This window comes from Modestobacter lapidis (assembly GCF_054780755.1).
Genome location: NZ_BAAGVS010000006.1, coordinates 57,112 through 71,807, shown reverse-complemented (window position 1 = coordinate 71,807; position 14,696 = coordinate 57,112). Strand labels below are relative to the sequence as shown.

Annotated in this window: 13 protein-coding genes; 10 read left to right on the top strand and 3 right to left on the bottom strand. The window is 71.7% G+C overall.

Features of this window, described 5'->3' with window-relative positions; all coding sequences use genetic code 11:
- Nucleotides 1-68 precede the first annotated feature (68 nt).
- Together ACYVG5_RS09585 and ACYVG5_RS09580 are read right to left on the bottom strand one after the other, a co-directional pair.
- Complete coding sequence (locus ACYVG5_RS09585; protein WP_222048369.1) at nt 69-1,148, bottom strand: inositol-3-phosphate synthase; 1,080 nt, start codon at nt 1,146-1,148, stop codon at nt 69-71.
- Between the two features lie 47 nt (nt 1,149-1,195).
- Nucleotides 1,196-1,792 carry a PadR family transcriptional regulator gene (locus ACYVG5_RS09580; RefSeq protein ID WP_222048367.1) on the bottom strand — a complete coding sequence of 199 codons (597 nt, stop codon included), beginning with the start codon at nt 1,790-1,792 and terminating at the stop codon, nt 1,196-1,198.
- 198 nt (nt 1,793-1,990) lie between these two features.
- Here ACYVG5_RS09580 and ACYVG5_RS09575 point away from each other — a divergent pair, with 198 nt between their 5' ends.
- The 3 genes from ACYVG5_RS09575 (at nt 1,991) to ACYVG5_RS09565 (ending at nt 6,595) form a co-directional block, all read left to right on the top strand.
- The gene (locus ACYVG5_RS09575) at nt 1,991-2,404 is read left to right on the top strand and encodes a DUF5318 family protein (protein WP_460683130.1); all 414 of its coding nucleotides are present in this window, start codon (nt 1,991-1,993) and stop codon (nt 2,402-2,404) included.
- 466 nt (nt 2,405-2,870) lie between these two features.
- On the top strand, nt 2,871-5,072 hold the full coding sequence (locus tag ACYVG5_RS09570) for a transglycosylase domain-containing protein (protein WP_460683129.1): 2,202 nt from the start codon (nt 2,871-2,873) through the stop codon (nt 5,070-5,072).
- A 26-nt stretch (nt 5,073-5,098) separates the two neighbouring features.
- Nucleotides 5,099-6,595, top strand: a complete 1,497-nt coding sequence (locus tag ACYVG5_RS09565) for a glycosyltransferase family 87 protein (protein ID WP_460683128.1) — start codon at nt 5,099-5,101, stop codon at nt 6,593-6,595.
- An 82-nt stretch (nt 6,596-6,677) separates the two neighbouring features.
- On the opposite strand, the gene ACYVG5_RS09560 is transcribed toward ACYVG5_RS09565, so the two are convergent.
- A complete protein-coding gene (locus ACYVG5_RS09560) occupies nt 6,678-7,490 on the bottom strand; it encodes a deoxyribonuclease IV (protein ID WP_460683127.1) in 813 nt (270 codons plus the stop codon).
- 151 nt (nt 7,491-7,641) lie between these two features.
- Between ACYVG5_RS09560 and rpsF the strand changes: the two genes are divergently transcribed.
- From rpsF to ACYVG5_RS09525, 7 genes are all read left to right on the top strand, one after another.
- Complete coding sequence (gene rpsF / locus ACYVG5_RS09555; protein WP_222048363.1) at nt 7,642-7,932, top strand: 30S ribosomal protein S6; 291 nt, start codon at nt 7,642-7,644, stop codon at nt 7,930-7,932.
- A 2-nt stretch (nt 7,933-7,934) separates the two neighbouring features.
- Complete coding sequence (locus tag ACYVG5_RS09550; RefSeq protein ID WP_222048361.1) at nt 7,935-8,435, top strand: single-stranded DNA-binding protein; 501 nt, start codon at nt 7,935-7,937, stop codon at nt 8,433-8,435.
- Nucleotides 8,436-8,465: 30 nt separating this feature from the next.
- The gene (rpsR, locus tag ACYVG5_RS09545; protein WP_222048359.1) at nt 8,466-8,702 is read left to right on the top strand and encodes a 30S ribosomal protein S18; all 237 of its coding nucleotides are present in this window, start codon (nt 8,466-8,468) and stop codon (nt 8,700-8,702) included.
- 2 nt (nt 8,703-8,704) lie between these two features.
- Nucleotides 8,705-9,160 carry a 50S ribosomal protein L9 gene (rplI, locus tag ACYVG5_RS09540; protein ID WP_222048357.1) on the top strand — a complete coding sequence of 152 codons (456 nt, stop codon included), beginning with the start codon at nt 8,705-8,707 and terminating at the stop codon, nt 9,158-9,160.
- A 422-nt stretch (nt 9,161-9,582) separates the two neighbouring features.
- Nucleotides 9,583-13,476 carry a replicative DNA helicase gene (locus ACYVG5_RS09535; RefSeq protein ID WP_222048356.1) on the top strand — a complete coding sequence of 1,298 codons (3,894 nt, stop codon included), beginning with the start codon at nt 9,583-9,585 and terminating at the stop codon, nt 13,474-13,476.
- 91 nt (nt 13,477-13,567) lie between these two features.
- Nucleotides 13,568-14,173: a hypothetical protein gene (locus ACYVG5_RS09530; RefSeq protein WP_222048354.1), complete on the top strand. Its 606-nt coding sequence runs from the start codon at nt 13,568-13,570 to the stop codon at nt 14,171-14,173.
- Between the two features lie 70 nt (nt 14,174-14,243).
- Entirely contained in the window at nt 14,244-14,642 is a 399-nt protein-coding gene (locus ACYVG5_RS09525) for a DUF7715 family protein (RefSeq protein WP_222048352.1), read from the top strand.
- The last annotated feature ends 54 nt before the right edge of the window (nt 14,643-14,696 follow it).

Here is a 14,696-nt window from a genome sequence, read left to right as displayed (position 1 = left end):
GGGGCGGGGGGAAGGACCTCCCTTCCCCCCACCCCTCGCAAGCTCGCGGCGGGACCCTGCAGGGAGGCCTAGCGCTCGATGTCGCCGCGGATGAAGGCCTCGACGGAGTCGCGCGCCTGGTTGTCGTCGTACTGCACCGGCGGGCTCTTCATGAAGTAGGACGACGCCGACAGGATCGGGCCGCCGATGCCGCGGTCCTTGGCGATCTTCGCGGCGCGGACGGCGTCGATGATGATGCCGGCCGAGTTCGGGGAGTCCCAGACCTCGAGCTTGTACTCCAGGCTCAACGGCACGTCGCCGAACGCGCGGCCCTCGAGCCGGACGTAGGCCCACTTGCGGTCCGACAGCCACGGCACGTGGTCCGACGGGCCGATGTGCACGTTGCCGGCGCCCATGTCCCGGTCGACCTGGCTGGTGACCGACTGGGTCTTGGAGATCTTCTTGGACTCCAGGCGCTCCCGCTCGAGCATGTTCTTGAAGTCCATGTTGCCGCCGACGTTGAGCTGCATCGTGCGGTCGAGCTGCACGCCGCGGTCCTCGAACAGCTTGGCCAGCACCCGGTGGGTGATGGTGGCGCCGACCTGGCTCTTGATGTCGTCACCGACGATCGGGACGCCGGCGTCGGTGAACTTCTGCGCCCAGGCGGGCGTGCCGGCGATGAACACCGGCAGCGCGTTGACGAAGGCCACCTGCGCGTCGATCGCGCACTGGGCGTAGAACTCCGCCGCCTGCTGCGAGCCGACGGGCAGGTAGCAGACCAGGACGTCGGCGCCGGACTCGCGCAGCGCGGCGACGACGTCGACCGGCTCGTCGTCGGATTCCTCGATCGTCTCCCGGTAGTACCTGCCCAGGCCGTCGAGGGTGGTGCCGCGCTGGACGGTCACGCCGAGCGGCGGGACGTCGGTGATCGAGATGGTGTTGTTCTCGCTGGCGACGATGGCCTCGGAGAGGTCACGGCCGACCTTCTTGGCGTCGACGTCGAACGCGGCGACGAACTGGATGTCGGACACGTGGTACTCGCCGAACCGCACGTGCATGAGCCCGGGCACCGACTGCGTCTCGTCGGCGTCCCGGTAGTAGTGCACCCCCTGGACCAGCGAGGCTGCGCAGTTCCCGACGCCGACGACGGCGACCTTGACCGATCCCATGGATCCTCCTCCTGCAACGGGCCCGTCCGGGCCCTGCCGTTGTGTGCTCATGTGTTCTCCTCCGGGACGGTGCCGTCCCGGTCGGCCTGCTCGCCGTCCGCCCGCTCCCGGTCGATGAGCTCGGACAGCCAGCGGACCTCGCGGTCCACCGAGTCCAGCCCGTGCCGCTGCAGCTCGAGGGTGTAGCGGTCCAGCCGCTCGCGGGTGCGGCTGAGGGAGACCCGCAGGCCGTCCCGCTGCTGCTCGACCGTGCGCCGGCGCCCCTCGAGGATGCGCAGTCGCACGTCCGACGCCGTGTGGCGGAAGAAGGCCAGGTGGACGCCGAAGCGGCCCTCGTCGTCGTAGGCCTCCGGGCCGGTCTGGCTGACCAGTTCGTGGAAGCGCTCCTTGCCCTCCGCGGTGATCGTGTAGACCACCTTGCCGCGCCGGCCGGTCAGCGCCGGGGCGTCGGCCGGCAGCGGTGCGCGCGGGTCGGGCTCGTCGGTGGCGATGAGCCCGGCGGCGTGCATCCGCTTCAGCGCCGGGTACAGGGAGCCGTAGGAGATGCTGCGCAACCCACCGAGGACGGCGAACAGCTGCTTGCGCAGCTCGTAGCCGTGCATCGGCGACTGGTGCAGCAGGCCGAGGATGGCGAACTCGAGCACGCGCCACCCCGCTTCTCCGCCGATTCGATGTATCGAGACGATACATGAAGGACCCCGTCCCCACTCGCCTCGCCGGCTCGACGGGAGCCGCTGGACGGGGCCGGGCATCGGAACCGCGCTCTCGTCCCACCAGCCACAACGCCCGCGTCGAGCCCCAGGAGGGGGGTCAGGGGGCCGCTTCTTGCGTACATTGGCGCCGTGCCCGGACGACGCTCGGTGGTGGACTACGCGCTGCAGCGGCGCGCCGTCCTGGCCGACGTGCACTCCGGGCGAACCGGTCTGTTCGAGGTGTGCGACGCCAGCCCGTACCTGACCCGGGCGGCGAAGTACCACGGTGAGCCGACCGACCGATCCTGCCCGGTCTGCCGCCGCGAGCGGCTGACCCAGGTCAGCTACGTGTACGGCGACGGTCTCGGGCCGGTGTCGGGCCAGGCCAAGACCGGTCCGGAGCTGGCCCGGATGGACGCCGTCCAGGACGAGTTCTCCGTCTACACCGTCGAGGTGTGCCGCGGCTGCGGCTGGAATCACCTCGTCACCTCCTGCGTTCTGGGCAACGAACCCGTCCCGGGCCGTGCTCCACGCAGGAACCGCCGCCGGGCGGCGACCGAGTAGTCGCTGCCCGTCCGGGGCCTGGGGCCCCGGACCCTGCCGATGCCCGGTCCGGAGCGGCACGTGCAGCCCGCTCACAGCTGAAGACGTCACCCTGGGTGCACCTGCGCCGCCGCGCTCACCCACGACTCGAGGAAGGGGCCCCCGCGTGCCTCCCCACGACGAGACCTCCCCGGTCGGTCCCCGCGGCGGTTCCGCCCGTCGTCCACCGGCCCGGACCACCGCGCCACGCAGTGGCACCCCCGCCCGGGGCGCCGCCGCCGGACGGTCCGGCGGTGCGTCCCGCTCCGGCGGTGCGTCCCGCTCCGGCGGGCCCGCCCGCCCCGGTGGGCCCGCCCGCTCCGGCGCCGGTGGCCGCTCCGGCGGCGGTGGGGGCGGTCGCCCGCCCGGCGGTCGCCCGCCGGCCCGCGGAGCGTCCGGCGGTGGCGGCAAGAAGCGCAAGCGCACCGCGCAGCAGAAGAGGCGGAAGGTGCTCGGCTGGCTGACCGGCCTCGTACTGGGCGGGCTGGTGCTGCTCGGCGTCTTCGTCGGCGTCGTCTACGCCTCCACCGAGGTACCGACGCCGGACTCCATCCAGAACGACCAGACGACCGTCGTCTACTACGCCGACGGCGTCACCGAGATGGCCCGGCTGGCCGCCGACGACGGCAACCGCACCAACGTGCCGCTCGACCAGGTCTCCGAGCCGGCGCGCAACGCGATCCTGGCCGCGGAGAACCGGAACTTCTACTCCGACCCGGGCATCTCCTTCACCGGCATCGCCCGGGCGGCCTGGAACAACGTGACCGGCGGCTCCACGCAGGGTGGGTCGACGATCACCCAGCAGTACGTCAAGAACGCGTTCCTGAACTCCGACCAGACGTTCAGCCGCAAGTTCAAGGAGCTCTTCCTCGCCGTCAAGCTGGACAACCAGTACTCCAAGGACGAGATCCTGGAGAACTACCTGAACACCATCTACTTCGGTCGCGGCGCCTACGGCATCGAGGCCGCCGCGAACACCTACTTCGGCATCCCGGCCGCGCAGCTGACCGCCGAGCAGGGCGCCGTCCTGGCCGTGCTGGTGCGCAGCCCCAGCGGCAACGACCCGGAGACCGACCCCGAGGGCGCGCAGGAGCGCTGGGGCCTGGTGCTCGACGCGATGGTCGAGCAGGGGTGGATGGCCGCCGACGCGCGCGCCGCGGCGGTGTACCCCGCGGTGCTGCCCAAGGGCACCAGCGACCTGGGTACGCCGGACGGCCCCGCGGGCCTGATCGTGGACCAGGTCCGGCAGGAGCTGGTGGCCGACCACGGCTACGACCCCGAGGACATCGACGCCGGCGGTCTGCGGATCACCACGACGGTGAGCAAGGCCCACCAGGACGCCGCGGTCGACGCGGTGAACACGGTGATGGAGGGCGAGCCGGTCGACGTCCTGCGGCAGGCACTGGTCTCCATCGACCCGCGCACCGGCGCGGTCGTCGCCTACTACGGCGGCGCCTCGGGCTCGGGCTTCGACTACGCCTCCGACGCCTACCGCCAGCCCGGCTCGTCGATGAAGCCCTACGCCCTGGCCGCCGCGCTGGAGCAGGGCATCAGCGTGACCGCCCGGCGGGACGGCACGTCGCCCCAGGAGTTCCCCGACCGTCCCGGCCAGCCGGTCACCAACGCCAGCAACGCGCAGTGCGCTGCGTGCACGCTCACCGAGGCCATGACCCGTTCGCTCAACACCACGTACTACGGGCTGGCGTACGAGGTGAGGGCGGAGAACGTGCGGGAGACCGCCATCGCCGCCATGGACCTCCCCGGCCAGTGGGACGCGCCCGGCGCCGAGATCGACGGCAAGCCGGTGCTCAGCCGGGACGGGTTCACCGGTGGCGCCATCGGCATCGGCGAGTACGAGCTCCGGCCGATCGACCAGGCGCACGGCTTCGCCACGTTCGCCGCCGGGGGCATCGAGCGCGATCCGTACTTCGTCGCCCGGGTCGTCGACAGCGCCGGCACGGTGCTGGTGGAGAAGACCGGCGACCCCGGGGAGCAGGCGATCCCGGCCGACGTCGCCAACGACGTCACCGTCGCGATGCGGGAGGTCGCCGGCTACTCCAAGCGGGCGCTGGACGGCAACCGCCCGGTGGCCGCCAAGACCGGTACGCAGGGCCTCAACCGCAGCGACAACTCCGACGCCTGGATGGTCGGGTACACCCCGTCGCTGTCCACCGCGGTCTGGATGGGCACGGACGCGCGGCTGCCGATCGAGACCTCCACCGGCTCGATCATCTACGGCTCGGGCCTGCCCGGGGCGATCTGGCAGGAGTACATGGACGCGGCGCTGGCCGGCACGCCGGAGGAGCCGCTCCCCAGTAAGGCGATCATCAAGGGCGACACCGGTGAGGGCGTGCCCGAGCCGGCCCCGGAGCCGGTCGCTCCCCCGTCGGAGGCGGCTCCCAGCCAGCCCCAGCAGTCCGAGCGCGAGCGGCAGCGGGCGCAGGAGCAGGCCGAGCGCCGGGCGGCGGAACGGCAGGAGCAGCTGGAGGAGGAGCAGCAGGAGGAGGAGCAGGAGCAGCAGGAGCAGCTGCAGGAGGAGCTCGAGGCGGAGCTCGAGCGGCGTCGGCTGGAGCAGGAGCAGGGCCAGCAGCAGGGGGAGCAGCAGGGCGGGCAGCAGGGCCAGCAGCAGCGGCCCGGGCCCACTGGCTGATCCGGAAGGGCAGGGGGACTCGGCGCGTGGAGACGACGCCGGCCCGGCCGGACCGGGTGGTGCCCACCTGGACCGACCCGGTCGTCGCCCAGGCCGCCGAGCTCGTCGGCGGGCCGTGGGGCCGGCACGCGGTCATCGGCCGGGCGCTGTTCTGGACCCCGCTGCGGGTGTGCCTGCTGTTCACCGTCGCCGTCCTGGGGCTGGCCTGGGCCAAGCAGGCGCCCTGCGCCGACGGCAACTGGACCGGCTCGAAGCAGTACACCCACTTCTGCTACTCCGACTCGGTGCCGCTGTTCGGTCTGCACGGTCTGGGCACCGGGCAGGTGCCCTACCTGGACTCCCAGGTGGAGTACCCGGTGCTGACCGGCGGCTTCATGCAGGTGGCCGCCGTCCTGGCCCGGGGCTACGACCGGTTCGCCGCCGAAGCCGGGCCGCTGCCGGCGGTGGTGCCGGTGCAGAGCTACTACGTCGCCACCGCCCTGCTGCTCTCGCTGTGCGCGCTGCTGGTCATCCGGGCCGTCGTCGGCCTGGCCGGCCGGCGGCCGTGGGACGCGGCGATGGTGGGGCTCTCCCCGTTGCTGTTCGTGCACGCGTTCACCAACTGGGACCTGTTCGCCGTCGCCCTCGCCACCCTGGGCATGTGGGCCTGGGCGCGCCGGCACCCCGTCCTGGCCGGCCTGCTGATCGGGCTCGGGACGGCGGCGAAGCTCTACCCGGTGCTGCTCCTGGGGGTGCTGTTCGTGCTGTGCCTGCGGGCCGGCCGGCTCGGGTCATGGCTGCGCGCCGCGCTCGCCGCGGCCGGCGCCTGGCTGGCGGTGAACCTGCCGGTCGCGGTGCTCGCACCGGACAACTGGGGACGCTTCTTCGCGCTCAACGGCAGCCGGCCGGCCGATCCGGACACGCTGTGGAACATCGCCCTGCACGTGACCGGCAACCGCATCCTCGACGGGGCGCTGACGGCCGGTGAGTCGCCGAGCGTGCTGAACGCGGTGGTGGCCGTGCTGCTGGCCGGGCTCGCCGCCGGGGTCGGCTGGCTGGCGCTGGCCGCCCCGCTGCGGCCGCGGGTCGCGCAGCTGGCGTTCCTGCTGGTCGCCGGCTTCCTGCTGGTGAACAAGGTGTGGAGCCCGCAGTACTCGCTGTGGCTGCTCCCCCTGGCGGTGCTGGCCCGGCCCGGCTGGCGGTCGCTGCTGCTCTGGCAGGCCGCCGAGGCGCTGCTCTGGGTGCCCCGGATGCTCTGGTACCTGGGCACCGACAACCGCGGCGTGGACGTGCAGTGGTTCCTCCTCGCCGTCACGCTGCGGGACGTCGCCGTCGTCGTCCTGATGGCCCTGGTCGTGCGCGACGTCTGGCACCCCGACCTCGACCGCGTGCGGCGCAGCTGGCCCGGCACGGACGACCCGGCCGGAGGCCCCCTGGACAGGTCGCCTGACCGAGTCGTCTTGCGAGGCCTCCGGCTGATCACATCGCGATCCTCCGGATCGCACCGCGGCCAGTTACCGTCCCCGGCGAAGCTGAGCCGCTGACCGTGCCGCCGGCAGGGAGCCTCCGGCCCCCGTACCGGCGTCACCCCGGCTCCTGCCGTCCCTGGTCAGCTCGACCCGTCGCCTACCCGAGCTCTCGCCGCAGGAGTTCGATCTCTGCGGCATGGCCCGCCGCGTCGCCGGGGGTCTCCAGCACGATCGGGGCGCCGGCGGCGCGGGCGACCTCGAGGAGGAGCTCCAGCGGGATCTCGCCCTCGGCGAGCGGGGCGTGCCGGTCGCGGCCGGAGCCGGCCGGGTCGCGGCTGTTGTTGAGGTGCACCAGGTCGATCCGCCCGGTGACGGCCCGGACGTCGTCCACCACCCGGGTCAGGTCCCAGCCGGCCGCCCAGGCGTGGCAGGTGTCCAGCACGAAGCCGGCGCCGAACTCACCGACGGCCTCCCAGAGCCGGTCCAGCGCGCCCAGCTCGCGGGCCATCGCGTTGTCCCCGCCGGCGGTGTTCTCGATCAGCACCGGCAGCCCGAAGCCGCCCACCTCGGCCTGCCGGGCGAAGGTCTTGCGCCAGTTGTCGACCCCGGCCGCGGGATCGTCCTTGGCCAGCACGTGCCCGCCGTGCACGATCATCCCGCGGGCGCCGACGGCCACCGAGGCGGCGGCGTGCTGGCCGAGCAGCTTGCGGCTGGGGATGCGGATCCGGTTGTTGGTGGAGGCGACGTTGAGCACGTAGGGGGCGTGCACGAAGACGGCGACGTCCCCGGCGAGCAGGGCCTCGGTGTCCGGCCGCGGCGTGGGCGCCTGCCAGCCCTGCGGGTCGGCCAGGAACACCTGGACGGCGTCGGCGTCCATCTCCGCGGCCCGGGCGAGGGGCCCGCCGTCCAGGAGCTCGTTGTCGTCGGTCAGGCCAGGTCCGACGTGGACCCCGATCAGCTGGTCTGCCACCCCGGCGACACTAGTTGCCGCGCTGGTAGCCTGGTCGGTGCGCGTCCCGAGCCGGTACCTGCCGAGGCGGACGCGTGCCATACACGCATGTACGACCCTCCTGCTGCAGATGTGCTGCAGCCGCTGAGACCAGAGGAGGTGGGGTTTCTCCATGCGCAACTACGAACTGATGGTCATCCTCGACCCTGAGCTCGAAGAGCGGACCATCGCTCCCAGCCTCGACCGGTTCCTGTCCGTCGTCACCACCCGTGGCGGCACGATCGGCAAGGTCGACATCTGGGGCCGTCGCCGGCTCGCCTACGAGATCAACAAGCGTCCCGAGGGCATCTACGCCGTCATCGACATCAACGCCGAGCCCTCGGCCGTCGCCGAACTCGACCGGCAGCTGAACCTCAACGAGTCGGTGCTGCGCACGAAGTTGATGCGCCCCGAGGCCCACTGACCATGGCTGGCGAGACGGTCATCACCGTCATCGGCAACCTCACGTCGGACCCCGAGCTCCGGTTCACGCCCTCCGGTGCGGCCGTCGCGAACTTCACCGTCGCCTCCACCCCGCGGACGTTCGACCGGCAGTCCTCGGAGTGGAAGGACGGCGAGGCGCTCTTCCTGCGCTGCAACGTGTGGCGGCAGGCGGCCGAGAACGTCGCCGAGTCGCTCACCCGCGGTTCGCGGGTCGTCGTCTCCGGCCGGCTGAAGCAGCGGTCGTTCGAGACGAAGGAAGGCGAGAAGCGCACCGTCGTCGAGCTCGAGGTCGACGAGATCGGCCCGTCCCTGCGCTACGCCACCGCGAAGGTCACCAAGGCCAACCGCGGTGAGGGTGGCGGCGGCGGGTTCGGCGGCGGCGGCGGTGGTGGCTTCGGCGGCTCCGGTGGCTCCGGTGGCGGCGGCGGGTCCAGCGACCCGTGGTCCACCCCGCCGGCGTCGTCCGACGAACCGCCCTTTTAATCCTCAGACCCGTCGTACCTGGAGAAACCAGTGGTCAAGCCCCCCATTCGCAAGGTCAAGAAGAAGGTCTGCCAGTTCTGCAAGGACAAGGCGACCTACGTCGACTACAAGGACACGACGCTGCTGCGGAAGTTCATCTCCGACCGCGGCAAGATCCGTGCCCGCCGCGTCAGCGGCAACTGCAGCCAGCACCAGCGGGACGTCGCCGTGGCCGTGAAGAACAGCCGCGAGATGGCCCTCCTGCCCTACACCTCGACGGCGCGCTGATCATGAGCCTCACCAAGCTGATCCTGACCCAGGAGGTCACCGGCCTCGGTTCCTCCGGTGACACCGTCGAGGTGAAGGGCGGGTACGCCCGCAACTACCTCCTGCCCCGCGGGCTGGCCATCCAGGCCACGCGCGGCGCCGAGAAGCAGATCGCCAGCCTGCGCCGGGCGCGTGCCGCCCGCGACGTCCGTTCCCTGGACGAGGCGCAGACCGTGGCGGCCCAGCTGTCGAAGCTGACCGTCACGCTGCCGGCGAAGGCCGGCGACGGTGGCCGCCTGTTCGGGCGGATCACCACCGCCGACGTCGTCGCCGCGGTCACCGCGGCCGGGGGCCCGTCCCTCGACCGTCGCCGTGTCGAGCTGCCCAGCAGCATCAAGAGCACGGGTACCCACACCGTCACGGTGCGGGTGCACCCGGAGGTCAGCACCGCGGTGACCATCGAGGTCGTCGCTGCGTAGCTCGCTCCACAGCACTGTCACAGAGGGCGTCGGACTCCGGTCCGGCGCCCTCTGCGGCGTTCCGGCCGGCCGTGCCGCGGGGCTGCCGGGACGGGTGGGAGGACGCCACGCCCGGGGTGACGTGGCGGGCGAGATTTATCCGCCACTTTCTGCCGTCCACAGCCGGTGCAGGAAGGGCGTGCAGGTGACGGGCCGGTTGCCGGGAGACGACGGGCGCCCGTCCCGCCGGTACCCACACCCCGTCCGCCGTCGTCCACCGACTTGTCCACAGCTTGTGCAGAGCGGCGTGCACACCGGTGTTGGACGCGGTGCCCCCACGGTTCCTAACGTCACCCCAGCTACCGCCGGGCGCGAAATCGTCAGTGCCCGGCGGTAGCAATGACCCGGCGGTACCGGCGGGTGGAGGAGCGGGGGATCCAAGCGTGGCAGTGGTCGACGACATCAGCCGACCGAGGGTGACGGCGCCGGAGTACGACCGGCAGCCCCCTCAGGACGTCGCTGCGGAGCAGTCGGTGCTCGGCGGCATGCTGATGAGCAAGGACGCCATCGCCGATGTCGTGGAGGTGCTGTCGGGGCCCGACTTCTACCGCCCGGCGCACCAGGTCGTCTTCGACGTCATCCTCGACCTCTACGGCCGCGGCGAGCCCGCCGACGCGATCACCGTCGCCGGCGAGCTGAACCGCACCGACCAGCTGTCCAAGATGGGCGGCGCGGTCTACCTGCACACGCTGATCGCCTCCACGCCCACCGCGGCCAACGCCGGGTACTACGCCGCGATCGTGGCCGAGCAGGCCGTGCTGCGGCGGCTGGTCGAGGCCGGCACCCGGGTGGTGCAGCTGGGCTACGGCGCGGCGGGCGGGAAGGGCGACGTCGATGACATCGTCGACCGCGCGCAGCAGGAGATCTACGACGTCACCGAGAAGCGGATGAGCGAGGACTACTCGCGCCTCGAGGACGTCCTGCAGCCGACCATGGACGAGCTGGACGCCATCGCCTCGCGCGGCGGCACGGCCCGCGGCGTCCCCACCGGCATCCGTGACCTCGACGAGCTCACCAACGGCCTGCAGGCCGGTCAGATGGTCGTCATCGCGGCCAGGCCTGGCGTGGGCAAGGCGCTCGCGCTGGACACTCCCGTCGCGACGACTGCCGGCTGGACGACGATGGGCGAGGTCGCCGTGGGCGACCAGGTCATCGGTGCCGACGGCCGGCCCACCACGGTCGTGGCCGCGACCGAGGTCATGACCGGGCGGCCCTGCTACGAGGTCCACTTCTCCGACGGCTCGGTGATCGTCGCCGACGCGCAGCACCAGTGGCTCACCGACGATCGGGCCAGCCGGAAATCTGCCCAGGCGGCCCGCGTCGGCTACAACCGCACGCGCAACCAGCGCACCTTCGCGGCGGTCCGCACGACGGAGGAGCTGGCCCGCACGGTCCGCTGCGCGACGAAGGACGCCCGGCTGAACCACTCGGTGTCCAACGCCGCCCCGCTCGAGCTTCCGCACGCGGCGCTGCCGCTCCCGCCGTACGCCCTGGGTGTCTGGCTCGGCGACGGCACCTCCGCCTCGGCGCACTACACCAGCGCCGACCCGGAGATCGCCGCCTACATCGAGGCCGAGGGGCTGGTCGTCGAGCGCACGTCCGCCGAGCTCCGGTATGCGTTGCGGCTGCCGGTCCGGGACGGCGTGGCGGCCTGTCCGTGCCCGATGTGCGGCGAGCTGTTCGTGCCCAGCACCTCCCAGGTGCAGACCTGCGGCAAGAGGTGCGGGGGCAAGCTGCGGGCCGCCGGCGGTATCGGGCGTTCCGCGACCTGCCCGGACTGCGGTGGCCCCTCAGCGGGCCTGGCGCAGTGCGCCACCTGCCGGGCCGACCACGGCACCGTCACCGGACTCCTGCGCTCCCTCGGGGTGCTGGGCGACAGGCACATTCCCACCGTCTACCTACGCGCGTCGGTGGCCCAGCGCCGGGCGCTGCTGGCCGGCCTGCTCGACACCGATGGCACCGTGGCACCCAACGGCGTCGTCCAGTTCGCTGTCACCAACCAGCGGCTCGCCGAGGGCGTGCGCGAGCTGATCGCCAGCCTCGGCCACCGGGTGCGGATGACCCGCAAGCGGGTCCCCGGCCGCAGTGAGCGCAGTTCGACCTGCTTCACGCTCACGTTCAGCACCGACGACGAGGTGTTCCGGCTCGAGCGCAAGAAGCTGCTGCACAAGGAGCGGGGCGCCCGGTCGTTCACCGCGCGCGGGGCCCGGTTCGTCACCGACGTCCGGCCGGTCGACAGCGTGCCGGTGCGGTGCATCCAGGTCGACGCCGACGACCACCTCTTTCTCGCCGGGCGCAGTTTCATCCCGACGCACAACTCCACGCTGGGCCTGGACATCGCGCGGTCGGCCACGGTGAAGCACCACATGCCCGCGGCGATCTTCTCCCTGGAGATGAGCAAGCACGAGATCACCATGCGTCTGCTGTCGGCGGAGGCGAAGGTGCCGCTGCACCACATGCGCGCCGGCACGCTGTCCGACGAGGACTGGTCGAAGTTGGCCCGCCGGATGGGCGAGATCGCCGACGCCCCGCTCTACATCGACGACTCCCCGAACATGACGATGATGGAGATCCGGGCCAAGGCGCGGCGGCTCAAGCAGCGCAACGACCTGAAGCTCATCGTCATCGACTACCTCCAGCTGATGACGTCGGGCAAGAAGGTGGAGAGCCGCCAGCAGGAGGTCTCGGAGTTCTCCCGTGCGCTGAAGCTGCTGGCCAAGGAGCTCGAGCTCCCGGTCATCGCGATGAGCCAGCTGAACCGTGGGTCCGAGCAGCGTCAGGACAAGAAACCGATGCTGTCCGACCTGCGTGAGTCGGGTTGCCTCCCGGCAGAGACAAGAATCTTGCGTGCTGACACCGGCGCCGAGACGTCGATGGGCGAGTTGTTCGAATCCGGGGCGACCGACGTCCCGGTCTGGTCGTTGGACGACAACCTCCGTTACGTCCGCCGGCACCTGACCCACGTGTTCTCCACCGGCCGCAAGGACGTCTTCCGGCTGACAACCTCATCGGGCAAGACGGTCCGAGCGACGGCCAACCACCCGTTCCTCACCTTCGACGGGTTCCGGCCGCTGGGCGAGCTGCGCCCGGGCGACCGGCTGGGCGTCCCCAGGCACGTCCCGGCTCCCGACGAGATGACGGTGTGGGATGACGAGAAGGTGACGCTCCTGGCGCACCTCATCGGCGACGGCAGCTTCGTCAAGCGTCAACCGCTGCGATATGCATCCATCGACGAGGCGAACCTCCGCGCCGTGACCACGGCAGCCCTCCACTTCGGCATCGTCGCCGTGCGCGACGACTACCCGGCCGCTCGCTGCACCACCTTGCGGCTGCGCGCGCCTTTTCCCCTGACGCACGGCCGCCGCAACCCGATCGCCGCCTGGCTCGACGAGCTCGGCCTGTTCGGTCTCCGCAGCCACGAGAAGTTCGTCCCGGAGCCCGTCTTTCACCTGCCGAAGCGTCAGATCTCGCATTTTCTGCGCCACCTGTGGGCCACTGACGGCTCGGTGACCGTGACCAAGGCCGGACGGGGAGGCCGCATCTACTACGCCTCGACCAGCCGACACCTGGTGGATGACGTCTCCCGGCTGCTGCTCCGCTTCGGAATCTCCTGCCGGATCCGGCGGGTGCAGAAGACCGGCTACCGAGACGGGTGGACGCTCGACATCAGCGGCTGTGACGACCAGCGGCGTTTCCTCGGTGAGATCGGGGTGCACGGGTCGCGTGGGGAGGCAGCGGAGCGGCTACTGGCCATCGTCCGTGAGACCGGTGCCAACACCGACGTCGACACCGTCCCGGTCGAGGTGTGGGAGCGGGTGCGCACCGTCCTTGAGGAGAAGGGGATGACTCATCGCGCCTTCGCGGCCGCCATGGGCACTGCCTTCTGCGGCAGCACGCTGTGGAAGCACGCACCCAGCCGGGAACGTCTCGGCCGCGTCGCGGCGGTGCTCGAAGACGCAGAACTGGAGATGCAGGCCGTCAACGACCTGCTCTGGGACGAGATCGTCTCCATCGAGCCCGACGGGACGGAGGAGGTCTACGACGCAACGGTCCTGGGGGGCCACAACTTCATCGCCGAGGGCATCGCGGTCCACAACTCGATCGAGCAGGACGCCGACATGGTGATGATGATCCACCGCGAGGACATGTACGAGAAGGAGTCCCCGCGGGCCGGTGAGGCCGACATCATGCTGGTCAAGCACCGCAACGGCCCCACCGCGAACGTCACCGTCGCTTTCCAGGGCCACTACAGCCGCTTCGTCGACATGGCGAACTGACGCACGATCGGGTGAACCTGCTCCAGGTGAGACCGGGCGGTGCCGATATCCAGCAGGACACCACCCGTCCACCGAACCCTGGAGCTCATTCGTGTCCGTCCTGCTCACCGGTCTGCTGACCAAGGTCGCGTCCGCCGGCCTCACCGCCAAGGTCGCCGCCGGCGCCACCGCGCTCGTCGTCGCCGGCGGTGGCGCGGCCGCCACGGCCCAGGCTCTGGAGGTCAGCCCTCCGACGGGCACCGAGATCGCGTCCGAGCTCGAGGAGGTGACCGAGTCGCCGGCGACCGGGGCGCCGGAGCCGGACCACACCGTGACCACTGGTCCAGAGGCCACCGCACCGGAGGTCGTCGAGGCCCCGGAGGACGTCGATGCTCCCGATGCTCCGGAGGTCGTCGAGGTCCCGGAGGTCGTCGAGGCCCCGGACGAGCCGGCTGCGGCTCCGCACCCCGAGAACCACGGTGCCGCCGTCTCCGAGGTCGCGCGCCAGACCTTCGCGACCGGCCGGGAGCACGGCCAGGCCGTCTCCTCCGCCGCGCGGGACCGCGCCGGCAAGGAGAAGGGCCGGGGGGCATCCGCTCCCGAGGCCCCGGCGGCGCCGGCCACCCCGGTGGTCGAGCCCGAGCAGATCGAGGCGGACACGTCCGGCGACGATCACCGGGGCAACGCCGGCCGCGGCCACGGTGGCGGCAAGGGCTGACTTCCGCACCGAGCTGGAGCGGGGCCGGCGGGTGAGCTGTTCTGTCGGACCCTGCTGTCACCGTGTGCCCGTGAAGCTCTTGACGGCGACGCGCGAGACCCAGGGCGAGCGACCCGGGGACTTCTGCCGCACTGTCGATGGCGAACTCGTGCTGCTGGGTTTCGTCTGCGCCACGGACGAGAAGAACCCCGACGGCGGTTGTGGCTGCGGCCGCGCCTTCTCCGGCATGAGCTCGCTGCAGCCGACCACGACGGCCAAGGTCCTCGACCTGGACCTCACCGTGGACGACGTCCGGTTGGCGGTGGAGGCCCATCTGATCGCGGCCGGCACGGGGCCGGACGTGCTGGGCGACGCGGAGTTCGTCGAGTACCGCGAGGAGACTCTCGAGGACACGCTGTTCTTCGCCCAGCCGTGGGCCGTGGGCACCGTCGTGGGCCGCCGGCTGGACCACGTGCACCGCCGGACGTGAGCTCGCTCCCCGTGCCGTGTCGCTGCCCGGAGCGTGGTGGTCGGGCACCTAGCG

Bases quoted from the DNA above. Each gene is read 5' to 3' on its own strand.
- ACYVG5_RS09585 (WP_222048369.1), bottom strand. From the start codon at position 1,148: ATGGGATCGGTCAAGGTCGCCGTCGTCGGCGTCGGGAACTGCGCAGCC.
- rpsF (WP_222048363.1), top strand. From the start codon at position 7,642: ATGCGCAACTACGAACTGATGGTCATCCTCGACCCTGAGCTCGAAGAG.
- ACYVG5_RS09550 (WP_222048361.1), top strand. From the start codon at position 7,935: ATGGCTGGCGAGACGGTCATCACCGTCATCGGCAACCTCACGTCGGAC.
- rplI (WP_222048357.1), top strand. From the start codon at position 8,705: ATGAGCCTCACCAAGCTGATCCTGACCCAGGAGGTCACCGGCCTCGGT.